This window comes from Microbulbifer sp. ALW1, from assembly GCF_009903625.1.
In the GTDB taxonomy this organism is placed as follows: domain Bacteria; phylum Pseudomonadota; class Gammaproteobacteria; order Pseudomonadales; family Cellvibrionaceae; genus Microbulbifer.
Map to the genome: position 1 here is coordinate 4,026,000 of NZ_CP047569.1, position 24,332 is coordinate 4,050,331.

The window sequence follows — 24,332 nt, forward strand, 5'->3', positions numbered from 1 at the left end:
ATCTCCAGACAAAAAAAAGCCCAGCTGAAAGCTGGGCTTTTTCTTAGCTCAGGTTCTTAGAACTTGTAGCTTGCACCCAACTGGTACACCGCTTCGCCTTCGAAAGACCAAGCCGGGAAGCCGTCCAGAAGAGGGCCTTTCATACCGGTCTCAGCACTGGCCACGCTGGCAGCACCATACTGGATGTCGTCTTCTTCCAGAACGTTGATCACCTCGAAGGTAACGTCCAGGTTGTCGGTAGCGTACCAGTAGAAGCTCAGGTCCAGTGAACCGAAGTCGTCGTGCATACGGTTACCATACCAGAAACCACCTTCACGAATCAGGTACTCAGAGCGGAAGTTGTATGCCGCACGAGCAGAGAAGGTGTCGTTTTCCCAGTAACCTACCAGGTTGTACGCGTGCTCAGAAGACTCGGTGAACAGAGCCAGCTGGTCCATGTACGCATCGGTCGGCACTTCAGCGTCGGTGTAAGTGTAGTTAGCCGCTACACCGAAGCCGTTGTCGAACGCGTGCTGAATCTGCAGTTCGATACCCTGGATATCGGCACCACCAGAGTTCTGGAGGGATTCGATATTCCAGCTGTCGCCACCATCCGGGTCAACCAAGCCGATAGACTGGCCAGTAATGATATCGGAGGTCACGAAGTCATCGATGGACTTGACGAAGTAAGTCGCAGAAACCAGGTTGCCGTCGCCGTAGTAGTATTCCAGAGCGATGTCAGCACTGGTCGCCTTCATCGGCTGCAGGCCTTCGTCACCCAGACGTACGGTCTGGTTCAGGGCGTTGCTATCGTCGTAGCCGTTGTAGCTGACCAGCATGTCGTCGTAGTTCGGACGGGAAATCGTCTGAGCAGCGGACGCGCGCAATACCAGATCCTCTGACAACTCGTAACGAACGGTCGCGCTTGGCAGCACGTCGCTGTAGTCAGCACCGTAAGTGCTCAGAGAGTAGGAGTAGCCGTTGTTTCCAGCGATATCGCCATCGCGCAGTGCAGAACCGTCGAGGTCGTACTGGGTACGGCTTACATCGGTAGAGATGTAGCGCAGACCGAAGTTACCGGTCAGGGCGCCAGACTCGAAGGTGAACATACCGTAAAGCGCAGTGTTCTCTTCGTTCAGGTCGGAGTAACCCGCACGCTCTTCAGCCCAGCTGTCCAGGCTCGCGCGAGTTGCAGCAACCATGGCACCCAGGTTCGGTTTCGGCGCAGTGAAGCCCTGCTGACCAACCTGGAAAGTGCCGTTGTAGATTTTGTCTGCCGCAACGTCCACCGGAGTCAGCTGACCCGCGTAGGAACGACGATTAACATCGTGATCGGTCCAACGAGCACCGGTTTTGAAGGAGGTCAGGATGCCAACGTTCAGGTCAAACTCAACGTCGATCTGCGCGTAAGATTCTTCATCTTCGGCAGGACCGCTACCCACAGCCCAGCCTTCCGGAGACAAGGTAGTTCCGTAGTCGTCCAGAGTCAGGCTCGGATCCATGGTCGGGTTGATCACGATCTCTTTGCCAGTGGCGTCGATGGAACCTTCCCACAGAGACATGGTGTCGCCAGCGCGTACGCTCGGGAAGTGAGAGAAGTTGGTAGTGAAGTCGGTGCCACCTTCAGCTTTGGTGGAGCCGATGTTACCGCTTACACGGAAACCGTCGCCTTCGTATTCGGTACCGAAATCGAAGGTATCAGAGCTCATGGAAGACAGGCGTCCCCAAGTCTGGTTGAAGGTTTCATTGCCCGGTGCACCGCTCGCCCAACCCGGAGCCAAGTCACCAAACTGGGAATTGGAGGTGGTGCTGGAAGTACACAGACCTGCAGCGTTCTGGGTGTGACAAGTCACATTGTCACCCGCCAGGGTGAACAGGTAGAGGCTGGTGTTGGTGTTGTTTGCTTCCATATCCAGGGACATGGCGTGCAGGGTGAAGGACAGCTCTTCAGTCGGTGCGTACTGGAGGGTTACGTCCAGCGCAGTGCGCTCTTGGTCCTGCAGGAAGGTAGTCGGTGCAACGTCACCGGACCAACGGTAGTCAGATTCGGTACCGCGACGAACGTATTCGCGGTCTTCTTTAGCGGCAGAAACCAGGATACCGAAAGTCTCTTCGTCGTTTTTCCAGCTGTACAAACCGGAAACTTCAGGAGCAACTTCGTCGCTGATGGTGCCAACACGGGCAGTGGTACCGACCCACGCGGTGTTCGCGTCCAGGTCCAGCGGCTTGCGGGTATTGACGATTACGGTACCGCCAATGCCACCTTCGTTCAGGTCAGCACGGGAAGATTTGTAAACTTCGATGCCACCGATCAGCTCAGCGGGCAGCAGGGAGTAGTTGAAGCTGCGGTCAACCGGGATCTGGTCGAACCAGCCGGTGGAGGCAACGTTCTGACCATTCAACTGGGTCAGAGTCATGGACGGTGCAGCACCACGGATGGATACGGAAGCACCCTGACCGAAGGCACGGCCGACGGTGATACCCGGGATACGACCCAGAGCTTCACCCACGTCAGAGTCGGGGAACTTGCCCACGTCTTCTGCGGAAACGGCGTCAACCAGGTCGGTTGCGTCACGTTTGATATTTACGGCGTCTTGCAGAGCTCCACGAATACCGGTAACGGTAATTTCTTCCAGAGCTGCTTCCTGGGCAACTGCCAGCGGAGCCATCAGGCCACCACTCAGTACAGCTGCGCTGATCGAGAGAGCGAGTTTGTTGCGCTTTAGCATCGATTTCCCCTTCCTTTTTTATAGATATAAAGGTTTGGTTAGAAACTTTTTATTCACCTTGTACCGCCAAATGATAGCGCTGTCATTCAGTTTTATGATAGCGCTGTCATTCTCACGATCGACAATACACAGAAAGAAACTAAAAAGCTACAGGCCTACGGCGAAAATATCCGGGTATTTTGTCGATTTCTGTAACCGAAAACTGTCTAAAGTGACAAAAGTAAGGCGGGGACACAAAATTTCGGCGCCAAATAGGACAAAAGTTATCCAAACCCAAGAGAGCGGGCCACTGTATAAGCGAACCATGACCCCAAATGGCTAGCCAAAAACAACACTCCCGGCTAAAGCCGGGAGTGTTGAATGCACATTAGATGCGCTTTGAGTGCGCCATCAAGTAAGGCTGCGGACGTTAGCCCCGTCACTCGATCTCTTTAATACGCATGGAGCTGGTGCCGCCCCCCATATTCAGGCGCTCACCCTGGGTAATCAGAATGCGCTGCCCTTTCTGGAATTCCACCCGGGCTCCCAGTACCTCGATGATGGCATCGGTCAGATGTCCAAGAGGTACAGAGGCAGGGTCAAACTCAATAGGCTCAACGCCGCGCAGCAGGACCAGCTGACGTGCAACCTGTGGATGACGGGTCAAGGCATAGATCGGCAACTGAGTCGTGGCACGGGACATGATGCGCGGCGTGCGACCGGATTCGGTCAGGGCGGCCACGGCACAGAGATTTTCCACTCGCGCCGCAGACTCGATAGCCGCCTGGGCGATCACAGTGTCGATACTTTCGGAACCAGACTTGGCTGATGTCGGGCGATTAGTGGTCCCCAGGTACTGCTCGGCACCCACTACCACTTCCGCCATGGACTCAACGGCGGCAACCGGGAAATCACCGGCGGCGGTTTCCGCTGACAGCATTACCGCGTCGGTGCCGTCCAATACCGCATTGGCCACATCCATCACTTCCGCGCGGGTCGGGGTCGGACTGGTGATCATCGACTCCATCATCTGGGTCGCAGTGATCACTCCACGGTTCAAGGCGTTGGCACGGTTGATCAGTTTCTTCTGTACACCGACCAGTGCCGCATCGCCGATTTCCACACCCAGATCGCCACGAGCAACCATGATGACGTCGGAAGCGAGGATGATTTCATCCATCTGCGCATCGTCACCCACCGCCTCTGCACGCTCAACCTTGGCCACAATCGCCGCATTACTACCCGCTTCACGCATGGCCTTGCGTGCGATCTCCAGGTCTTCCCCGCTGCGCGGGAAACTGACCGCAAGGAAATCTACATCCAGTTCGGCGGCGAGTTTGATGTCCCGATAATCCTTTTCCGTTAGCGCCGGAGCTGACAAGCCGCCGCCCAACAGGTTGATACCTTTGTTGTTGGACAGTTTGCCGCCCTGCAGCACACGGCAGAAAAGTTTGGTGTTAGTGCCACCGGTGACTTCGAGGCGAATTTTGCCATCGTCCAGCAGCAGGATGTTGCCGGGTTTGCAGTCAGCGATCAGGGAAGGGAAATCCACACCCACACGCTGCTGGTTGCCGCCTTCATTCGGGCAATCGGCGTCGAGGGTAAACTCCGCGTTGTTCTCCAGGAAGATACTGCCTTCGGCAAAGCGGGCGATACGAATCTTGGGGCCTTGCAGGTCGCCAAGTACGGCCACCAGCTTGTTCTGCTCGGCAGCGGCACGGCGCACTTCTTCCACACGCTTGCGATGATCGTCGGCACTGCCGTGGGAAAAGTTCAGGCGCACGACATTGACGCCGGCGCGAATAATCTCGTCAATAACACGCGGCTTGTCAGTACCCGGGCCGAGTGTGGCAACAATTTTTGTATGGCGAATCATAATTGGCGGTATTCGTTTTTAAATGGATGTGAGACAGGTTTTGTTTTTATCGCAGTAACAGTTGCAGTCGCCGTTGACCGCTTTAGCAGAGCGCTAGAATTGAAAATCCGGAGTGGGTATTGCACCCACTCCGGTAGTAACGCCAGACGTTACCCGACTGTTATTACAGTCATTGCGTTCCGGCCTTAAAGCCCCTGGGCTTTCGCCATCGCCAGGCTGGTGTCGAGCATGCGGTGGGAGAAACCCCACTCGTTGTCGTACCAGGCCATGACCTTCACCAGATTGCCGTTCACGCGGGTGTGGTTGGCATCAAAGTGGCTGGACGCTGAGGTGTGGTTAAAGTCCACAGAAACCAGCGGCTGCTCACAGAAAGACAGAACGCCACCTTTGATGGTGCCGGCGGCATCGCTCATGATCGCGTTGATTTCTTCCGCAGTGGTTTCACGGCTGGCAATAAACTGGCAGTCCACCAGGGAAACATTGTTCACCGGTACACGTACCGCCATACCGTCCAGCTTGCCTTTCAGTTCCGGCAGTACCAGGCCTACGGCGGCAGCGGCGCCGGTTTTAGTCGGGATCATGTTGTCGGCAGCAGCGCGCGCACGGTAAATATCTTTGTGCACCGCGTCCTGGGTGTTCTGGTCATTGGTATAGGCGTGAACGGTGGTCATGAAGCCGCGCTCGATACCGATGGCGTCGTTCAGTACTTTGGCGACCGGCGCCAGGCAATTGGTGGTGCAGGACGCATTGGAAACAACTTTGTGTTCTGCGGTGAGCTTGTCGTCATTTACGCCGTAAACCACGGTCAGGTCCGCATCACCGGAAGGGGCGGAAATCAGTACGGCTTTGGCACCGGCCTGCATGTGCTGAGAAGCCGCTTCCTTGCTGGTAAACAGGCCGGTACATTCCAGCACCAGATCGACTTCCAATTCACCCCAGGGCAGAGCTGCCGGGTTGCGCTCCTGGCAAACCTTAATGGTGTCACCACCGATCACCAGGTTTTCGCCGTCTACCGCCACTTCGGTGTTAAAGCGACCGTGTACCGTATCAAAACGCGTCAGGTGTGCATTCGCCTCTACCGGCGCCAGGTCATTGATGGCAACCAGCTGAATGCGGTCGTTGTAACCGGACTCATAAATAGCGCGGGTTACGTTGCGGCCGATGCGCCCATATCCATTGATAGCAATTCTGAGTTTCATATCGCTACACCCTCTGTGTCTTTAAAAAATAAATTTTTGTTTTATGAAGCCGGGTGTACTCCCCCCCGGTGCTCCGTCGCTTACTACTAAACGTTCAAGCTCGCCGCCGGGCATCAGCCCTTCAGCTGAGAGGCCTCTTTGGCCAGGCGGGTAATTTCCGCCCAATTCTTTTCTGCCACCAGTTTCGGGGAGGCCATCCAGGAGCCGCCTACGCATACCACGTTAGACAGGCTCAGGTAGCTCAGGGCATTGCCGGGGCCAACACCACCGGTGGGACAAAACTTGACTTGCGCCAGAGGGCCGCCAATGGACTTCAGCATCGGCACACCACCGGCCGCTTCTGCCGGGAAGAATTTTTGATAGCCGTAACCGCGCTCCAGCAAGCGCATTACTTCAGACGGGTTGGCAGCGCCTGGCAACATCGGCACAGATACATCCGCCGCCGCATCCAGCAGCGCTTCAGTTGCGCCCGGGCTCACCATAAAGGTCGCACCGGCGTCTACAGAGCGGCGAATATCGCTGGCGTTCAAAACCGTACCGGTACCGATGTGCGCATCCGGCAGGTGCTTGGCGATTTCTTCCACCGCAGCCAGCGCCGCTTCAGTACGCAGGGTTACTTCCAGTACATTCAGGCCACCTTCGACCAGTGCCTGAGCCAGCGGCAGTGCGTCGCTCACATTTTCGATTACCAGTACCGGTACTACACCAGCCTGTTCCAGTACGGGGGCAAGACTCTGATTCATCGTCACTTCTTCCTAAAACTCTGTTCTCGTTTCTCGTTTTCTGAGCCCGCGTTCGAGGACTCTTTTTTCAATTAGGGCGCCCAGTAAACAGTGACTGGCTTCAGTCCCTGCTTGAGAATGCTGCGCACCGGCATTTCCTGTTCGTCATCACCCAGCAAAGCCTGGCGGTACACTTTCAGCTTCTCTTCACCGGTAATCAGTAATTTGATTTCTTTCGCCTGCAAAATCGCGGCAAGGGTGAGCGTCATACGCTCGGTGTGCGTGCCGGTGACCGCACTCTGCTTTGCGGTAATGGCTTTGCACAGCTTGTCGGATTTAGGATCCAGCGCTTCGTCCAGGCCTTCAGCGAAAGGAAAGAATGACGCGGTATGGCCGTCATTTCCCATGCCCAGCAGACACACATCAAACGGACGCGGTAGCTCTTGGTAGGTGCGCTCGCAATCCGCTTCGCCCTCTGCCGGCGTTGCCGCGGCATTTTTCATACCTAGGCACGGAGCCTTGGCCGCTTCGTTTTGCAGCAGGCTGTTGGCAATAAATGCCAGGTTACTACCCGCCTCATCTTTCTCCACCCAACGCTCGTCGACCAGGGCAACATTGACCTGCTGCCAGGGCAGCGGGCGACGGGAAAGCTCGCGGTAAACCGGTTCAGGGGAACTACCACCGCTCACCAAGAAGGTAGCCTGCCCGTTGGCTTTGATACCGGCGTGCAGCGCTGCGGCGCACTCGTTCGCCAGAGCCAGTGTGAGCCTTTCCCTGTCTGCAAAAAATTTTTCTTCGACCATGTGTAGGAACCGTGTCTTGGAAATGCTGTTTGGTGAAATTGAATAACGTGTTACGGATTGCCACTAATTCGCGTGCGAAATCAGGGGTTAAACCAGTGGTGACCATTTTCCGCCAGCAGCTGATTGGAAGCCTGTGGCCCCCAGGTACCGGAGCGGTACAGCTGCGGCTGGTTACTGGTTTCGCGCCAATGGTCGATGATGGGGTCAACCCAGGCCCAGGCGGCAGCCACTTCTTCGCGGTGAATGAACAGCGCGGAGTTATTGGCAGCGGCATCCAGCATCAGGCGCTTGTAGGCGTCACTCTTGAAGCTGTCATAGGTATCGGACAGCGTCAGGTTCAGTTCAACCGGCTGCAATTCCATGGTGAGGCTGTCCATCTTTTTCGCCATCAACACCAGCTTGATGCTCTCTTCTGGCTGCAGGCGGATTACCAAACGGTTGGGCAATACTTCGCCGGCCTCCGGCTGGTAAACACTGTGAGAAACGTTTTTGTACTGAATTACGATTTCTGCACAACGCTTCTCCATACGCTTACCGGTGCGCAGGTAGAAAGGCACACCAGTCCAGCGCCAGTTGTCGATATGCGCGCGGATTGCCACGAAAGTCTCGGTGGTACTGTTGGGCGCCTTCAGCTCTTCCAGATAACCGGGAACCAGTTCTTTGCCCAGACCACCAGCCACGTACTGGCCGCGCACGATATTTTTGTCCACATCGCCGCCGGTCAATGGACGCAGGGCTTCCAGCACTTTGATTTTTTCCGAGCGGATATTGCGCGAGGACATGCTGTTGGGCGATTCCATCGCAATCAGGCACAGCAGCTGCAACAGGTGGTTCTGCACCATATCCCGCATAGCACCGGTGTCGTCGTAGAAGCCGGCGCGACCTTCCAGGCCAACGGTTTCAGAAATACTGATCTGGATGTGGTCAATGGTCTTCGCATCCCACAGCTGTTCGAACAGCACGTTGCTGAAACGCAGTGCCAGTAGGTTCTGAACCGTTTCTTTGCCCAGGTAGTGGTCAATTCGGAAAATGCTTTCTTCCGCAAAGTACTCGGCAATTTTGCTGTTGATCTCGTCGGAGGTCTTGGCGTTGTATCCCAGGGGCTTTTCAACCACTACGCGGGAATTTTCGTGAATCAGACCTTTTACGGACAGGTTTTCGCAACAGGGGCCGAAAACCGCCGGCGGAATCGCCAGGTAAAACAGACGGGTGCGCTTGGAGTCGTTACCGAGGAGATCGACCAGCACATCCCACTGCTCGTCCGGCTTGGAAATATCCAGGGATACCGCGCGCAACATGGGGCTGAATTCTTTCCAGCTTTTTTCATTGTACTCGCCGTCGCGCAGGTGAGTTTTCAGTGCCTGTTGCGCGGTCTTCAAATATACATCTGCATCTTCCTGACGACGGCAGACCGGCAGGATACGGGTGCCCTTGGCAAGACCGCCTTCAATGTAAGCCCGGTACAGCGCCGGAATCAGTTTGCGCAGTGACAGGTCTCCGCCGCCACCGAACAGTACCATGTCGAATGAGTTAGCCATTGTGTTTGCTCTCAAACAGTGGCGCGGGTGCCGGTTTTTCCAGCCGTCCCCGCGCGAAATTCAGTTAAAAAAGAATGCTTGCACCGGTTTCTGCGCCGCTTGCGAGCTTGCGCATATTCTTGAACAGGTCGCGTCCCATGCCGGTGTCGTTTCCGGACAAATCGCATTCCGCCAGCGGACGCGCCGCCAGCTCTTCGTCACTTACTTCTACTTTGAGAACACCGGCTTCGGCGTCCAGCTCGATGATGTCGCCATCCTGAATTTTTGCGACCACACCACCTTCCAGCGCTTCCGGTGACAGGTGAATCGCTGCTGGTACCTTACCGGATGCGCCTGACATGCGGCCGTCGGTAACCAGCGCCACCTTAAAACCGCGATCCTGCAGTACGCCGAGCGCCGGGGTCAGTTTATGCAGCTCCGGCATGCCGTTGGCCTGAGGGCCCTGGAAGCGCACTACCGCAACAAAATCCTTTTCCAGTTCGCCCGCTTTGAAGGCATCCAGCAGATCGTCCTGGCTGTTGAACACCACCGCAGGCGCTTTGACTTTCAGCTGCGGGGTTTTCAGCGCAGACACCTTAATCACGCTGTTACCCAGGTTGCCTTTCAGCAACTGCAGACCACCGTGAGGGGAGAAAGGATCACTGGCCGGACGAATGATGTCCGGATTGCCGGACTCTTCCGCCGTCGGGCGCCAGACAACGCCGTCTTTGTCCGCGTTCAGGAAAGGATCGTAGGTGTAAGGCTCCATACCGGAATCGCCCAGCACGGTGCTCACATCGTTGTGCAGCAAGCCTGCACCCAGCAGTTCGCGAATCAGGAACTGCATACCGCCAGCGGCGGCAAAGTGGTTAATGTCTGCAGTGCCATTCGGGTATACGTGGCACAGCAGCGGCACGATTTCGGAAAGCTCGGCCATGTCCTGCCAGGTGATCTGGATACCGGCAGCGCGCGCCATCGCCAGCAGGTGCATGGTGTGGTTGGTGGAACCACCGGTCGCGTGCAGGCCGACAATGCCGTTGACGAAGGCTTTCTCGGTCAGAATTTTTGCAATGGGCGTGTACTGGCTGGGTTCGCTGTTCTGCACCAGCTGTTTTACGGCGGCCGCGTTCAGTGCGTCGCGCAGCTCGGTGCCCGGATTCACAAAAGAACTGCCCGGCAATTGCAGGCCCATGATTTCCACCAGCATCTGATTGCTATTGGCAGTGCCGTAAAAGGTACAGGTACCGGCGCTGTGGTAGGACGCGCTCTCGGCTTCAAGCAGCTCCTTGCGCCCTACTTTGCCCTCGGCGTACAACTGGCGAACGCGCACTTTTTCCGCATTGGCGAGACCGGTTGGCATGGGGCCTGCAGGAATGAACATGGCCGGCAGGTGGCCGAAGGACAGAGCACCAATCACCAGACCGGGAACAATCTTGTCGCAGATGCCCAGGTACATGCTGCCGTCAAACATGTCGTGTGACAGGGAGATGGCCGTGGCCATGGCAATGACATCGCGGGAAAACAGTGACAGTTCCATACCCGGCTGGCCCTGGGTGACACCGTCACACATGGCGGGCACGCCACCGGCGACCTGCGCGGTAGCGCCGTTGCGCAGGGCTTCTGCCTTGAGCATTTCCGGATAGGTGCCGTAGGGCTGGTGCGCCGACAGCATGTCGTTATAGGAAGTGACGATGGCCAGGTTGGGACCCTGGCCCGAGGCGATGAGATTTTTGTCGTGATCACTGGACGCCGCCATGGCGTGCGCCAGGTTACCGCAGGACAACTTGTGCCGCGCGCGACCTTTACCCTGGGCGCGCTCGACCTGGGCCAGGTAACTGGCCCGCGTCTCTTCGCTGCGGCGGGTGATCCTATCGGTCACCGCCTGTATCTGACTGTTTACCGCTGTTTTGTTTGCCATTGTGTTTAACTCTTCGGTTTTTTTATCAGCACGCCGTACAGTGTGTTTAAGCCTGTTCTCCGGCAGGCTCAGCCATCTCTACTGCTGATGGCTCCGCGGGCGTTACCGCGCCGGTTTTGACCCGGCGGTAGTATTCGATCAACTGGACTGTGGATCCGTCTTCACCAGCCAGGTCACCAGAAGCCAGTTTTGGCTCAAGCTTGTTGGCCAGACCTTTACCCAGTTCCACTCCCCACTGATCGAAAGAATAAATTTGCAGGATCACACCCTGGGCGAAAATCTTGTGCTCGTAGAGTGCAATCAGGGCTCCCAGTGAATGGGGGCTCAACTCCTTCAAGAGTATTGTGTTACTTGGCTTTCCACCCCTGTGTACTTTGAACGGGGCCAGCCTTTTTATTTCATCCGCTGACAAGCCCTTGGCTGCCAGTTCGCGCTCTACCGACTCGGCGTCCACACCGTTCATCAGCGCCTGACTCTGGGCGAACATATTCGCCAGCAGAATCTCGTGGTGCCCCTCAAGGTGGTGCCCCGGGGCCACGCTGCCGATAAAGTCGGCGGGAACCACTTCCGGGCTCTGGTGCAGATACTGATAAAACGCATGCTGCCCGTTGATACCCGTCTGCCCCCATATTAGAGGGCCGGTGGCGTAGTCCACCTCATCCCCGGCACGGGTGGTAGATTTGCCGTTACTCTCCATGTCCGCCTGCTGCAGGTACGCCGGCAACATGTGCAGCGCCTGTTCGTAAGGCAAAACCGCGTGCGCCGGGTAGCCCATGAAAGTGCAGTACCAGACACTCAGCAACGCCATAATCACCGGCGCGTTTTCTTCCAGTGGCGCCTCGCGGAAGTGGCGATCCATGCTCGCCGCCCCATCCAACAGTGCGCGGAAATTCTCGAATCCGCAGGCAATGGCGATAGGCAGGCCGATCGCAGACCAGAGCGAAAAGCGCCCTCCCACCCAGTCCCAGAAACGGAAAGTCCGCTCCGGCAGCACCCCAAACTGCAGTGCCTTGTCAGGACTGGAGGTCACCGCGACAAAGTGTGCCTGGCGCAGTGACTCGAAAGACGCCTCCGGCGCCACCCGCTGCAGCCACTTCAGGGCACTGCGGGCATTGGTCATTGTCTCGCTGGTGGTAAACGTCTTTGACGAGACAATGAATAAAGTCGATTCGGCATCCAGGCCGGCCAGCACATCCGTGAGCTGGGCTCCATCCACATTGGATACAAAATGCACTGCGACATCGCCCTTCCGGTGGGCACGCAGTGCTTCGATGGCCGTCTGTGGCCCTAAATGAGAGCCGCCGACGCCAAGATTGACGACATCGGTGATCCGCTTACCGGTGTAGCCCGTCAGGTCGCCATTATGTAGTAAAACTACAAACTTTTTCAAGCGCTCTAACTCGGCCTCTGCCAGCTCAGTGACCGACTCACCACCAATCACCAGATCCTGCGCCAAACCACCGCGCAGCGCCGGGTGCAGGACTGGCCGGCCTTCGGTGGCATTAATCGGCTTGCCAGCAAAGAAGTCCGCGCGCCACTGCTCGAGATCAGCCTCTTTAGCCAAGCGTAGTAAATTTACGAGCGCAGCTTCATCCAGGTGGTTTTTGGAGTAATCCAGCAGAAATTCCGGTAACTCCAGCGAAAAACGCTGAGCGCGGCCAGCATTTTCAGCAAAGAGTTCTGACAAGTGACGCTTCTTGATCTCGCCGGCCTGCTCCTGCAGCTGGCGCCAGATTGCGGATTGGGAAATTGCGGCGTGAGATTGCGGTTCGTGCATGATGTGCCCCCAGACTGTGGCAGGCGCGGTGAAATGGCGACTGCCGGTTATTCTTATTTACCCCAATGCGAGAAACCCGACCCTTTACGAGCGACCCCCCACACAAATGACAACGCTGTCAATTTAGTGGCAGATTCACATAGTTGCGAAAGGCTGTCAATCGGGTTTGTAGTTTTGCTCCAAAATCTGCGGAGCAATCTGGCGCTCAGTGGCGGCAGTGAGCGAAAAGCGACTATCCTGCGGACAACCGCATTGAAAAACCCACATTGAGACGGTTAGTGGGGCAAAATGACCAGAAAGCCATCGTCCCGCGATGGTATAGCGGTTAAACTGCCCGGCTGGGCAAGACAAGGAACTAGCGCCGACTATGAAAAGCACCATCAATGATGTGGCCGCAAAGGCCGGGGTGTCGATCAAGACCGTTTCCCGGGTGATCAACAACGAGCCCTCCGTGCGTCCCGCGACCCGCAAAAAAGTCATGGATGCGGTGGAAGAACTCCACTATCAGCCCAACCTGGCGGCGCGCAATTTGGCCGGAACCCGCAGTTACACCATTGCCTTTATTTACGACAACCCGAACGCCTACTACGTGATCGACATGCAGAACGGTATTCTGGAAGCCTGTAAGGCCCGGGGATACGAACTGCTGATTCACCCCAGCAACGCCAAGTCCCCCAGCGTGAACGATGAACTGCGGGCACTGGTAGAGCACTCCAAAGTGGCCGGCGTGGTTCTGACCCCACCCTTCTCTGAAACCCAGTCGGTAATTGATGAGGTCAAAAAGCTCGGGCTCGATTATGTGCGCATCGTATCCAGCGGCGCTGCCGAAGGCGACGAAGACAACTGCATCCAGGTGGACGACGCCGCAGCGGCCTACGACATCACCAAACACCTGATTGAACACGGCCACAAGCGTATCGGCTTTCTCTGCGGGGGTGAGGAGCACGTTTCCACCCACGGCCGTATGGATGGTTACAAGGATGCACTGCAACAGGCGGGTATCAGCATTGATCCGGAGCTGATCATCCCCGGTGAATACTCTTTCGATTCCGGCGTCGAGGGTGCCAAGCTATTACTGGGTAAGGAAAATCCCCCCACCGCGATCTTCGCCAGCAACGACGAAATGGCGGCGGGCGCTCTCTTCGCAGCGCGCCTGATGCATATCGAAATTCCCGAGCAACTGTCCATCGTCGGCTTTGAGGACAGCCCCTTCTCCCGCCAAACCTGGCCAAAGCTTACCACCGCCCACCAGCCCAACAGCGAAATCGCCAAGTGCGCCGCGGCCCTGGTACTGAACAAAGCCCGCAGCAAAAGCGCCTCCGAAACCGCCGCCGCCAACAAAGACGCCGGCATCACCAAAAAATTCGTCCCCGAACTCCTGGTACGCGACTCCACCGGCAACTCCCCTAGCTAAACAAGAATTCACTCACCACTCGAGGATCGCCGGAAAGCGTAGCGAGCACATGCCTGGTGGTGGCCGCCGGAGCGGAAGGAACGGAATGTATATTAATACATGAGTATCCTGAGCACCGCCGGACGCCGCCAGGCATGTGCGCAGTAGCTTTGCGGTGATTCCCCTCAAAAAAAAGCCCTCACTAGGAGGGCAAAGATGACGAGAACCAAAGAGAGAAACTTCATAAAGAAGAATCAAAAACACAAAATCCGTTTCAATACATCGTCCAAAAACTTCCAACAAAAATCACACTGACTGATTGTGATGACAGCTGGCCAACCATCCTGGTCGGTTATTTCCAGCTGCGCATCTTGTGCCCTTTCAGAGCGTAAAACAGGATGAACAGGTAAGCCGGGATCGCAAGGATATAGGCGGCCTGGCCGTCACCGGTGTCTGCGAAGTGGCCGTACAGCGGCGGCAGTACCGCACCACCGGAAATACCCATGATCAACAGCGCCGCACCCTTGGAGGTGAACTTGCCCAGGCCTTCCAGAGCCAGCGGCCAGATTGCCGGCCAGCACATGGCGTTGGCGAAGCCCAGCAGAGCCACAAAGTAAACGGCGTTCGGAATTTCAGGCAGACCAAAGTGCGCCAGGGTGGCTGCAGACATGGCCGTGCTTTCCAGAGAGCCGGTCATTACCGCCACCGTGAACACCATACCCAGCACCGCAGAGATCAACAGCGCCGTCTGCTGACTGATAAAGCGCGGAATGGCGATGGTGCCGTAGATATAACCCAGTACCATGAAGACCATGGTGTAAGAGGTCAGTACCGAGGCAACCGCGGTATCCAGCCCCGCCTGCTTGCCCAGCAGACCAATGGCATCACCGGCAATCACTTCCACACCCACATAGAAGAACAGTGCGATGGAGCCCAGGATCAGTTGCGGGAATTTTTTCAGTCCCATCAGGGTGATCGCCGCATCTTCCTGCCCTTCGATCACCTCGTCTTCGATATTCGGCAGTGGTGCAAACATCATGGCTACCGCCAGTACAAAACCGAGAATCGCCATACCGATATAGGGGGTGACCATCTGACCGGCCAGCTCGTCCAGCTTGGCGTCTTTCGCTGAAGCAGTCAGAGCAGACAGTTCCGCTTCAGAAATTCCGCTGATACCGGACAGCACCAGTGCGGCAAACACCAGCGGCGCAACAATGCCGGCCCCCTTGTTCAACAGCCCCATGATGCAGATGCGCACCGCAGCGGTATCGGGGGAGCCGATTTTCACCACATAGGGGTTGGATGCGGTCTGCAGGATGGTCAAACCGGAACCCACCACAAACTGCGCCAGCAGGAAAATACCGAACATACGACTGTAAGCGGCGGGAATAAAAATCAAGGCACCCACTGCCACCAGCGCCAGTCCCAGCGCCATACCGGTTTTGTAGCCGGTGCGTTCAATAATCGCGGCCATGGGCAGCGCCATTACCGTGTATGCGATATAAAAGGCGGAAGCAACGAGCATGGCCTGGAAGGCGCTCAGCTCACAAATCGTTTGCAGGAACGGAATCAATGCCCCGTTCAACCAGGTCACAAAACCAAAGATAAAAAACAGCAGGCCGATGATGGTCATCGGCAAAACGCTGCTGCGCGTTTCGCTTTGGCTAATAACTGCGGTATTCATAGACTCACCTTTAATTATCGTTATTTAGCGTTGTTTAAATTCGTCATCAGTTTTGTTTTTGTCGCGGGCGTTTAGCCTGCGGAGAAGACTTCCTGTCCGCCGATCCAGGTCTTTTGCACCTGAAGGTCGTCGTTAATCAAAATCATATCGGCGGCAGCACCTTCGGCGATACGGCCACCGGCAAAACCCAGGTACTCCGCCGGATACAGTCCGGCCATACGCAGGGCTTCGGTCAACTCAACGCCACACCAGTCGCGGATATTGCGTACCGCGCCGATCATATCCAGGTGCGAACCGGCCAGCTCTCCGGTGCTGGAGGTCAGCTTGTCGCCGTCGCGGGTGACGATGCGGTTAAACAGCGGGAAGCTCTGCTCGTCGCTGCCCACCAGTGACATGGCGTCGGTCACCAGCATGATCTTGCCGCGAGGCTTGGCCTTCAGCGCCAGAGTCATGGCTTCGGCGCTCACGTGGTGGCCATCCGCAATCAATCCGCACCAACAGTCGTCGCTGATCAATGCGGTACCCACCATGCCGGGGTCGCGGGAATGCAGTGGCGACATGGCGTTATACAAATGGGTAAATCCGCTTGCGCCTGCGGCTACCGCCGCGGCTGCCGTTTTGCCGTCGGCATTGGAATGACCGAGGCAGACTTTCACACCGAGAGACACCAGCTTGGCGATGTCTTCCGGGGAGACGTTTTCCGGCGCCAGGGTGACCATCTTCAGGCCGAGGTCATCCCGGGCATAAATCGCCAGCTCTTCATCGCTGAGCGGGCGAATAAAACATTCTTCGTGGGTGCCTTTTTTCGGCGCACTCAAGTGCGGGCCTTCAAAGTGCACGCCGAGGACACCGGGTACACCTTCCTTAATCGCCGCACTGACCGCATCCGCGGCTTTTTGCATTACGTCCACCTGATCGGTAATCAGGGTGGGCATAAAGCCGGTAGTCCCGAACTGGGCGTGGGCCGCAGACATTTTCCCAAGGGCATTGACGCTGGTGTCGTTATTGAACAGCGCACCACCGCCACCGTTGACCTGCACATCAATCAGGCCCGGCGCCAGCAATCCCTGCAATCGCACAGCGTCGGCCGCTGGGGTTCCACCGAGGGAAACCACCTTGCCGCCATCAACGGTCAGCGCTACATCCTTGCGCAGCTGCTCACCGTCGAATAACTCTTCTGCGATAAATGCCTGTACCACGTCCAAAATCCTTATCCGCGATCAAACGGTCTGGGTAACTTTTTTCAGACCCGCCGGTTCGTCCGGGTTGATACCCCGGCTTACCGCCACATGGGCAACGTCGATGTAGAAGCGCTGCAGCAGGGGCAGCGGCGCAACGCGCGGGTGTACACCCTTGCTCGGCACATGCAGATTGATCAGGGTGCCACCGCGACGGATGATGTCGGCGATCTGCTCACTGTGCGCCTTGTAGGATTCGTCCTCGATGGGCACGTTCACCACGGTGAGCTTTTGCTCCACCAGAGTCACAGGACCGTGCAAGAACTCCGCACTGGAGAAAGACTCCGCGTGCACGCTGCACACTTCCTTCAGTTTCAGCGCCAGCTCACGGGTAATACCGTAGCCGGGACCGCGGCCGAGAACCACCAGGTTCTTCACGGCAGCCAGGTCTTCCGGGCGCAGCTGCACGTCGGATTCAATGGCGTCGGTCAGGGTTTGCGGCAGCATTTCAACGCCGGCTTTCAATTCTTCGTCCTGGGTCCAGTTGGCCACCAGTTGCAGCACCGCAGACAGGGTGCACAGGTAGCTCTTGGTCGCAGCAACGGCCAGCTCAGGGCCTGCCTTCAGCGGCACAACCTGATCGACAATATCTTTGATCGGCGCGGTTTCGTCGTTGACCAAGGCCACGGTGTAGGCACCGGCGTCTTTGGCCATTTGCGCCTGGGCGAGGATGTCCGGGCTGCGGCCGGACTGGGAAATCACGATGACCAGTGCGTCTTCAAGCTTCAGTTTTTTGCCGTAAACACTGGAGACAGACGGTGCGGCCGCAAAGGTCGGAGTGCCGGTCTCAATTTCAATCAGGTACTTGGCAAATACGCCGGCGTGGTCGGAAGAACCACGGCCCACGATCATCACAAAACGCGGCGGCTTGGCGCGCAGGCGCTCGCCCAACGCTTCCATGATCGGTGCGTTGTTCTTCAGCTGCTCGGCAATCCGACTCGGGGCCTCACGGGCCTCGGTTTCCATTACTGTCATTGCCATAGATGCATCCACCTTGTTGGCCTCACCAGAGGTCACTGCGCTCATAAAATCTATCCGTAACTTTTTCTGACGTCGTCTTCCGACAACCTGTGTGTTCTAACGATTCGTCGCTCTTATCCAAAGAGCGCCTTGGCATCGGCCTCTTCTGCCGACTTGGATTCACTGTCACCCAGTGCTGCCAGGGAGTGCTGCGCGAAGTAAACACAGCCCAGCTCCGGCGGATCCAGCGGGTCGGAAACCCGTTCGGCCACGTGCGGCTTGAGCCAGGGCTTCAGGCGCGGCGCCAGACCGCCGATCATGGCCAGCCTTGGCGGCTTGCTTTCCATCAACTTGTCGGCAAGATCACTGATGTAAGCGGCACCATCGCGCATGATCGCAACCGCGACCGGATCGTCTGCCTCAGCGCACTCCACCACTGGTACCGCCAGTTTGGCGTATTGGCTGGAGGGCTTGCCCGCCATCATTTCGATCACATCGTAGGGATCGTCAGTGCCCAGTGCTTTCTGCAGTTCCTGCTTGAGCTGGGAACCGCCAGCCAGACCTTCCATGGCCATCAGCAGGTATTTGACCGCTTCCATCCCCAGCCAGGCACCACTGCCTTTATCGCCGTGGGGGAAGCCGTGACCACCAACAATCTCGCTGCGGCCATTGACCCAGGAGTAACCCACGGAGCCAGTACCGGCGATGATCACCGCGCCGTCGCCGCCGCGATGGGCGCCCAGACAAGCGGAGTGTTGATCGGTGGTGAGGAACATTTGCCGGAACGGATGCGCCCAGGCGTTCATTTCATTGTAAAGCCGGGGCATGTTGACCCCCGCCAGGCCGACGCCTGCAACCAGATCACCCATGGTCTCCGCCGGCAGGCCAGCATCCGCTACCGCCAATGCAGCAGAGCGCACAATGGAGTCAATCGTCTGGGCATAACCATGAAGGGGGTTTGCGGGCCCGGAGACACCGGTACCCAGCAGGCGATTGTTCGCATCAAAAATGGACGCGCGGCACTTACTGCCACCGCCATCGATGCCAACATAAAGAATTTCCCTGCTGTCTCTCAAAGCAACCATCTGAACCGGCCCCTAAGATTTTCTATTGTTATGTGTCCTTACCGGATTCCCCACCGCAGTGACTGCGCCCCAGTGAAATCCGGCGCGGCGTGTTTGACGCCTGTGCCAATATGGGAGAAATACTACAGGACAAATGACAGCGTTGTCATGCCCTTTTTCAAAAAAATCTCCAAGATTTCCCCCAAGAAACGGTTATTTCTCGCTCATTCCACCCGTAACAGTAGCTGACATCCCGGGAAGCCGGGCGCTACAGGAACCAAGGACGAAAAACGTACAGCTCAAATACGCCCGGCCCGGAGACTTTTTAGAAACGCAGCACGCGTACGAGTTCAACCTAATTGCAATAACTTCGTCACAGTTTTCTGCGATAAAGCGCGCGCCCGCACACCAAAACACAAAGCGCGGCAGGCCGATCAATGCATTCAGGAAACCAATTCAGGCGGTAAGGGGGAATCGATGGAACGCAGCCCTGCAGGCAAGCGCACCTTTATTAATGTCATCTTCACAGCGTTCGTGTTGCTGTTTGCCGGCGCAGCCACTGCCGCCGACAAGGCGCCCAGAACCCTGTTTCGCCTTACAGGATCCAACACCATCGGTGCGGACCTGGCCCCGGCCCTGGTCAAGGACTACCTACTTTCCCTCGGTGCCACCCACATCACCCAGCGTACCCAGGGTGAAAAGCACTGGATTGATGCCCGACTACAAGATGAGGCCATTGTCGTACCTATTATTGCCCTGGGCTCCAGTACCGGCTTCAAAGCGCTGAATGAAGACAGCGCCGATATCGGTATGGCCTCACGCAAAATCAAAACCAAAGAAGTCGGGATGCTGGAGCGCTTTGGGGACTTCGCCGGCCCCCAGGCAGAACACGTGATCGGACTGGATGCACTGGTAATCGCCGTACACCGCGATAACCCGATTTCGCAATTGAGCGTAGCGCAGCTGGGGCAGATCTACCGTGGTGAAATCTACAACTGGGCCCAGCTGGGTGGCCCGGACCTGGCCATTCGGCCGCTGCACCGGGATATGGAGTCTGGCACCCGCGCCACTTTCGACAGCGAAGTATTTGGCGGCAGTCGCCCGGCAGCCCCCTCCGCTTACGAGGTTGCCGGCAACCACGAAACCCGTGAGCTGGTGATGCGCGACCGCGGCGCCATCGGCTACCTGCCATTTGCCGATGCCGAAGGCATGCACAAGGTGGCGATCAAATCCGGCGACCTGGCCCCGGTAGTACCTGACCGCGGCGTTATCGCCACCGAAGACTTTCCGTTGACCCGGCGCCTGTACCTTTATAGAAACCCCGGGCGCTACAACCCGCAGGTGGACGCCTTTATCCACTTCGTCGAGTCCCAGCGCGGCCAGCAGATCGTCGCTGCAAGTGGCTTCATCAACCTGACTCCGGTCGCCCTGAAAATGGCGCCCTACGCCAACGCGCCAGAAAATTACCGCCAACTGATGGAGAGCGGCTCGCGCCTCAGCATCTCGTTCCGCTTTGCCGACGGCAGTAGCGAACTGGATAACCGGGCCCTGCGCGACCTGCATCGGCTGCAGGATTTTATGGCACAAGAGGACAATCGGACCCTGGCCCTCACCCTGGTGGGTTTTTCGGACCGTAAATCCAACAGCAATATTTCGGACCTCATCTCCCGTTTCCGCGCCCTCAAGGTACAGGGCGCGCTCCTGCGCGATCACCAGCTGGGTGACAGCCAGATAATGGCCGTTGGCGCCTTTGCCCCCCTGACCGGCGACCGCGAACAGGGGCCGGTGAAAAACAGCCGGGTGGAAGTCTGGATCAACTGAGCGGGCGACATTCACCTCTCGTCGATTTCCCCAAGTCAATTTCCCTAAATAGTCACCTGGTCGTCACGGTAAGTCGCTCCTTGAGCAACTATATTTATCGCCATGATGACCACATACCAGCCTCCGATATCCCCGGTTACCCGCCGATGTGTCAGCGTATTGTTGGCACTGGCGCTGGTATTGCTGGCTGGCTGCTCCAGCATCCGCCTGGTCTACGGCCACCTGGACTGGTGGATGGATCGCAACCTCAACAAGTACCTGGATCTGGATGGCCCGCAGAAAGCACTGCTGCAACAGCGCGTGGACGAGTTCCACCGCTGGCATCGCCAGACCCAACTGCCCCGCTACGCCGACTACTTTGAAAAGCTCGCCAAAGAAGTCGATGACCCCGACCACAGTCCCCAGCGCCTCCGCCAGATAGAAGAGGAGGTCGACACCTTCTGGCAAAGCTCGGTCGTGATGCTGAGCGACCTGATGCTGCCGATCCTGGTGCAACTGGACAACGCCCAGATAGACCAGCTCGCAGAAAACATACAGGAAGAGCGGGAGGACTCCCTGAAGAAGTGGGAAAAATCCAAGCGCAAGCGCGAAAAGGAATTCCGCAAACAGGCGGAGCGCTGGTTGGGCGACCTGACTGATGAACAGGACGCCATGATCGACCGCCAGCTTGCCTCCACTACCTTCGATCCCAAACGGCGTGATGCCCAGCGCCAGCAATGGTCAGAAGCCTTTCTCGCTACCCTGCGCAGCAAACCCGAAGGCTACCTGCAGCAACTGCGGGAAATGCTGATCAACCCGCAATCACTCTGGTCCCCGGAATACCGGAAAATGCAGGATCAGCTGCGCGCCCAGGGGCGACAGCTTGCCAGTGAGATTCTCGGCAGCGCGACACCGGAGCAACGCCAGCACCTAAAAAGCAGCCTGCTGGAATACGCCGCCGACTTTCGACATTTGGCCGCGCAAGCGCACTGAGCTTGCGGCCGACCGTCAGCGGGGGGCCTCGATCCCGTCGCCAGCTGTCATTCTTTAGGGCCGTTTCAGTTGCAACAAATTTTCTGCCAAAAAACCCTGTTTTTATCGGGTTTTCCGGTAAAAAAATGACAGAAAACATGACGCAATCCGCCCGCTGCTGATAAGCTCCCGTCCCGAGTTCAACCGCCATTTACCCCCACATAACCCGTGAAGAGAAGAGGATTTTCCGTGCGTATCGAGACCGCCCAACGCGAACAGCTGCAACAGTGGGAAAACGAACTGGAGCAGCAGTACCAGCGCATTTGTCAGCACAACCTGAGCCTGGACATCACCCGCGGCAAACCCTCCGCAGACCAGCTGAACCTGTCTGACGACCTCGACGGCATTCTGAACGGCGACTACCGTGCACCCGACGGCACCGATACCCGCAACTACGGCGGCCTCGAAGGCATCGCCGCCGCCCGCGAACTGGGCGCAGATATCCTTCAGGTTCCTTTTGAAGAAGTACTGGCGGGCGGCAGCAGCTCCCTGACCCTGATGTACCACGCGGTACTCACCGGCTACCTGTTCGGCTTTGCCGGCAACCAGCCCTGGAAAGACATGAGCGCCCCCAAATTCCTGTGCCCGGTACCTGGCTACGACCGCCACTTCGCCATCTGCGAACAGCTCGGCATCGCCATGGAAACCGTCCCCATGACCGCCACCGGTCCGGACATGGACGTACTGGAACAGAAGATCCGCGAAGACGACCAGATCATCGGCCTCTGGTGCGTGCCCAAATTCTCCAACCCCACCGGCGTCACCTACGATGCCGATACCGTGGACCGCCTGGCACAACTGGCCAAAATTGCCAACCCCGGCTTCCGCATCTTCTGGGACAACGCCTACGCCATTCACGACCTGGACCATCAGGTAAAACTGCCGAACATCCGCGAAGCCGCACTGGGCAACGACACTGCCGATTCTGTACTGCAGTTCGCGTCCACCTCCAAGGTGACCCACGCCGGCTCCGGTGTTGCCTTCGTTAGCGCCAGCCCGGCCAACCTGGCTTCCCTGAAGCAGCAGATGTCTGCCATGACCATCGGCCCCGACAAGGTGAACCAGCTGCGCCACGCGCGCCTGTTCCCGGAGCTGACCCAGCTGAAAGAACACATGCAGAAGCACGCGGAAATCCTGCGTCCGAAGTTCGCCTGTGTACTGGAACAGTTGGAAAAGAATTTTGCCGATTCCGACCTGGGCGAATGGGAAACGCCCCTGGGTGGCTACTTTGTTTCCTTCAGCACCCGCCCGGGTTGCGCGCAGGAAGTGATTCGCCTGTCCGCAGAAGCCGGGGTAAAACTCACCCCGGCCGGCGCCACCTTCCCTTACGGAAAGGACCCGCAAGACACCAACATCCGCATCGCCCCCAGCTTCCCGCCGCTGGAAGAGCTGGATACCGCCATGTCGGTGTTTGTGTTGTGTGTGAAACTGGCGTCGGTGCGTAAGGCACTGGAAGCAGCCTGATTTTCAATCGCGCCCTGAAATAAAAAACCCGGCAAAACTGCCGGGTTTTTTATTGTGCGTTTAGAAAAGTTTTTAGACCTGATTGCGCCGCGTCTGCCAGGTAATCGGGCGCGCATAATCCGCCACCTTATCTTCCACCCCCAGTAACATTGCAAACAGTGCCATACGCACCAGCAGGCCGTTATCGGTCTGACGGAAAATGGCCAGGCTCGGGTGCTCGTTGAGGTCCGAGTCCAGTTCGTTGGCTTCCGCGCGGGAATCTCGCGGCAGTGGGTGCAGGATGACGGTATTGGGTTCCGCGTGGCGGGTGAAAATATCGCGGTTCAGGCGGAAGCGGCCGCGGTAGCGATCGGCCTCAGCCTGGGATTCAAAGCGCTCTTCCTGGATGCGGGTGGAATAAACGATATCCACATGCTTGATGGAAGGCTCCAGCTGATCGGTAATGGTTACCTCATGCCCCGCTTCGCGCAGCTTCTCTACCACCATTTCTGGCATGGCCAGTTCGCCCGGTGACACCAGCACCAGTTGCACCTTTTTAAACAGGCACAACAGTTTGCACAGGGAGTGCACGGTGCGACCGTGTTTGAGGTCGCCGATCATGGCAATGCGAAAGTCATCCAGGGAGCGGCCCTTGCCTGCCAGTTCTTTGCGGATCGTATAGAGGTCGAGTAGCGCCTGGGTCGGGTGTTCGTTGGCACCGTCGCCGCCGTTCACCACAGGCACCCGGCTCGCCGCGGCAAACTCTGCCACAGAACCCGCCTGCGGGTGGCGCATACAGATCACATCCGAATAGCCGGACAGCACCCGTGCGGTGTCGTAGAGGGATTCGCCCTTGGCCAGTGAGCTGGCAGAAACTCCCACCGTCTCGCGCACAGTGCCGCCGAGTAAGTTGAAGGCACAACCAAAGCTCACCCGGGTGCGGGTGCTGGGCTCAAAAAACATATTGCCGAGAATTGCGCCCTCAAGCACCCGGGTTACTTTCTCCCGGCGGGCGTAGGGGACCATGGTGTCGGCCACGGCAAAGATGCGGTCGATGTCACCGCGTTCGAACTGGCTTACGGAAAGGATATTGGCGCCGATAAAGTCCATTGATGCTCCACAAATATGCACTATCTGGCCGGGATCACCGGCTCTTTACCGGGCCGGTATTCTACGCGTGCGCAGGCCCGTGGAACAGCGACTCTTGATCCCGGAGACG

Annotated in this window: 17 protein-coding genes; 4 read left to right on the forward strand and 13 right to left on the reverse strand. The window is 57.4% G+C overall.

Features of this window, described 5'->3' with window-relative positions; translation table 11 throughout:
* Positions 1-56: 56 nt before the first annotated feature.
* The 8 genes from GRX76_RS16695 to pgi all read right to left on the reverse strand — a co-directional run bounded on the left by GRX76_RS16695 (position 57) and on the right by pgi (position 12,499).
* Entirely contained in the window at positions 57-2,708 is a 2,652-nt protein-coding gene (locus tag GRX76_RS16695; RefSeq protein WP_160154334.1) for a TonB-dependent receptor, read from the reverse strand.
* A gap of 418 nt (positions 2,709-3,126) precedes the next feature.
* Positions 3,127-4,563: a pyruvate kinase gene (pyk, locus tag GRX76_RS16700; protein ID WP_160154335.1), complete on the reverse strand. Its 1,437-nt coding sequence runs from the start codon at positions 4,561-4,563 to the stop codon at positions 3,127-3,129.
* 185 nt (positions 4,564-4,748) lie between these two features.
* On the reverse strand, positions 4,749-5,762 hold the full coding sequence (gene gap, locus GRX76_RS16705; protein WP_160154336.1) for a type I glyceraldehyde-3-phosphate dehydrogenase: 1,014 nt from the start codon (positions 5,760-5,762) through the stop codon (positions 4,749-4,751).
* 113 nt (positions 5,763-5,875) lie between these two features.
* Positions 5,876-6,505 carry a bifunctional 4-hydroxy-2-oxoglutarate aldolase/2-dehydro-3-deoxy-phosphogluconate aldolase gene (locus tag GRX76_RS16710; RefSeq protein ID WP_160154337.1) on the reverse strand — a complete coding sequence of 210 codons (630 nt, stop codon included), beginning with the start codon at positions 6,503-6,505 and terminating at the stop codon, positions 5,876-5,878.
* Positions 6,506-6,576: 71 nt separating this feature from the next.
* A complete protein-coding gene (gene pgl / locus GRX76_RS16715; RefSeq protein WP_160154338.1) occupies positions 6,577-7,287 on the reverse strand; it encodes a 6-phosphogluconolactonase in 711 nt (236 codons plus the stop codon).
* Between the two features lie 80 nt (positions 7,288-7,367).
* Positions 7,368-8,825 carry a glucose-6-phosphate dehydrogenase gene (gene zwf / locus GRX76_RS16720; RefSeq protein ID WP_160154339.1) on the reverse strand — a complete coding sequence of 486 codons (1,458 nt, stop codon included), beginning with the start codon at positions 8,823-8,825 and terminating at the stop codon, positions 7,368-7,370.
* 64 nt (positions 8,826-8,889) lie between these two features.
* Positions 8,890-10,722 carry a phosphogluconate dehydratase gene (gene edd, locus GRX76_RS16725; protein ID WP_160154340.1) on the reverse strand — a complete coding sequence of 611 codons (1,833 nt, stop codon included), beginning with the start codon at positions 10,720-10,722 and terminating at the stop codon, positions 8,890-8,892.
* Positions 10,723-10,768: 46 nt separating this feature from the next.
* The gene (pgi, locus tag GRX76_RS16730) at positions 10,769-12,499 is read right to left on the reverse strand and encodes a glucose-6-phosphate isomerase (protein ID WP_160154341.1); all 1,731 of its coding nucleotides are present in this window, start codon (positions 12,497-12,499) and stop codon (positions 10,769-10,771) included.
* 367 nt (positions 12,500-12,866) lie between these two features.
* Here pgi and GRX76_RS16735 point away from each other — a divergent pair, with 367 nt between their 5' ends.
* A complete protein-coding gene (locus GRX76_RS16735; RefSeq protein WP_160154342.1) occupies positions 12,867-13,913 on the forward strand; it encodes a LacI family DNA-binding transcriptional regulator in 1,047 nt (348 codons plus the stop codon).
* 331 nt (positions 13,914-14,244) lie between these two features.
* Here the strand turns inward: GRX76_RS16735 and GRX76_RS16740 are convergent, their stop codons facing one another.
* From GRX76_RS16740 to nagK, 4 genes are all read right to left on the reverse strand, one after another.
* Entirely contained in the window at positions 14,245-15,576 is a 1,332-nt protein-coding gene (locus GRX76_RS16740) for a sugar MFS transporter (RefSeq protein ID WP_160154343.1), read from the reverse strand.
* Between the two features lie 71 nt (positions 15,577-15,647).
* Positions 15,648-16,775 (reverse strand): N-acetylglucosamine-6-phosphate deacetylase, encoded by a 1,128-nt coding sequence (nagA, locus tag GRX76_RS16745; protein WP_160155035.1) that lies wholly within the window; start codon positions 16,773-16,775, stop codon positions 15,648-15,650.
* A 21-nt stretch (positions 16,776-16,796) separates the two neighbouring features.
* Positions 16,797-17,840 carry a glucosamine-6-phosphate deaminase NagB-II gene (gene nagB-II / locus GRX76_RS16750; protein ID WP_236250438.1) on the reverse strand — a complete coding sequence of 348 codons (1,044 nt, stop codon included), beginning with the start codon at positions 17,838-17,840 and terminating at the stop codon, positions 16,797-16,799.
* Between the two features lie 68 nt (positions 17,841-17,908).
* Complete coding sequence (nagK, locus tag GRX76_RS16755; RefSeq protein WP_160154344.1) at positions 17,909-18,859, reverse strand: N-acetylglucosamine kinase; 951 nt, start codon at positions 18,857-18,859, stop codon at positions 17,909-17,911.
* Between the two features lie 456 nt (positions 18,860-19,315).
* Here nagK and GRX76_RS16760 point away from each other — a divergent pair, with 456 nt between their 5' ends.
* The 3 genes from GRX76_RS16760 (at position 19,316) to GRX76_RS16770 (ending at position 23,134) form a co-directional block, all read left to right on the forward strand.
* Positions 19,316-20,659: a substrate-binding domain-containing protein gene (locus tag GRX76_RS16760; protein WP_160154345.1), complete on the forward strand. Its 1,344-nt coding sequence runs from the start codon at positions 19,316-19,318 to the stop codon at positions 20,657-20,659.
* Positions 20,660-20,761: 102 nt separating this feature from the next.
* Positions 20,762-21,631 (forward strand): DUF6279 family lipoprotein, encoded by an 870-nt coding sequence (locus GRX76_RS16765; protein WP_160154346.1) that lies wholly within the window; start codon positions 20,762-20,764, stop codon positions 21,629-21,631.
* A gap of 228 nt (positions 21,632-21,859) precedes the next feature.
* Entirely contained in the window at positions 21,860-23,134 is a 1,275-nt protein-coding gene (locus GRX76_RS16770) for an aminotransferase class I/II-fold pyridoxal phosphate-dependent enzyme (protein WP_160154347.1), read from the forward strand.
* Between the two features lie 72 nt (positions 23,135-23,206).
* On the opposite strand, the gene GRX76_RS16775 is transcribed toward GRX76_RS16770, so the two are convergent.
* Positions 23,207-24,223, reverse strand: a complete 1,017-nt coding sequence (locus tag GRX76_RS16775; RefSeq protein WP_160154348.1) for an aspartate carbamoyltransferase — start codon at positions 24,221-24,223, stop codon at positions 23,207-23,209.
* Positions 24,224-24,332 lie beyond the last annotated feature (109 nt).

Bases quoted from the DNA above. Each gene is read 5' to 3' on its own strand.
- GRX76_RS16695 (WP_160154334.1), bottom strand. From the start codon at position 2,708: ATGCTAAAGCGCAACAAACTCGCTCTCTCGATCAGCGCAGCTGTACTG.
- pyk (WP_160154335.1), bottom strand. From the start codon at position 4,563: ATGATTCGCCATACAAAAATTGTTGCCACACTCGGCCCGGGTACTGAC.
- gap (WP_160154336.1), bottom strand. From the start codon at position 5,762: ATGAAACTCAGAATTGCTATCAATGGATATGGGCGCATCGGCCGCAAC.
- GRX76_RS16710 (WP_160154337.1), bottom strand. From the start codon at position 6,505: ATGAATCAGAGTCTTGCCCCCGTACTGGAACAGGCTGGTGTAGTACCG.
- pgl (WP_160154338.1), bottom strand. From the start codon at position 7,287: ATGGTCGAAGAAAAATTTTTTGCAGACAGGGAAAGGCTCACACTGGCT.
- zwf (WP_160154339.1), bottom strand. From the start codon at position 8,825: ATGGCTAACTCATTCGACATGGTACTGTTCGGTGGCGGCGGAGACCTG.
- edd (WP_160154340.1), bottom strand. From the start codon at position 10,722: ATGGCAAACAAAACAGCGGTAAACAGTCAGATACAGGCGGTGACCGAT.
- pgi (WP_160154341.1), bottom strand. From the start codon at position 12,499: ATGCACGAACCGCAATCTCACGCCGCAATTTCCCAATCCGCAATCTGG.
- GRX76_RS16735 (WP_160154342.1), top strand. From the start codon at position 12,867: ATGAAAAGCACCATCAATGATGTGGCCGCAAAGGCCGGGGTGTCGATC.
- GRX76_RS16740 (WP_160154343.1), bottom strand. From the start codon at position 15,576: ATGAATACCGCAGTTATTAGCCAAAGCGAAACGCGCAGCAGCGTTTTG.
- nagB-II (WP_236250438.1), bottom strand. From the start codon at position 17,840: ATGAGCGCAGTGACCTCTGGTGAGGCCAACAAGGTGGATGCATCTATG.
- nagK (WP_160154344.1), bottom strand. From the start codon at position 18,859: ATGGTTGCTTTGAGAGACAGCAGGGAAATTCTTTATGTTGGCATCGAT.
- GRX76_RS16760 (WP_160154345.1), top strand. From the start codon at position 19,316: ATGGAACGCAGCCCTGCAGGCAAGCGCACCTTTATTAATGTCATCTTC.
- GRX76_RS16765 (WP_160154346.1), top strand. From the start codon at position 20,762: ATGATGACCACATACCAGCCTCCGATATCCCCGGTTACCCGCCGATGT.
- GRX76_RS16775 (WP_160154348.1), bottom strand. From the start codon at position 24,223: ATGGACTTTATCGGCGCCAATATCCTTTCCGTAAGCCAGTTCGAACGC.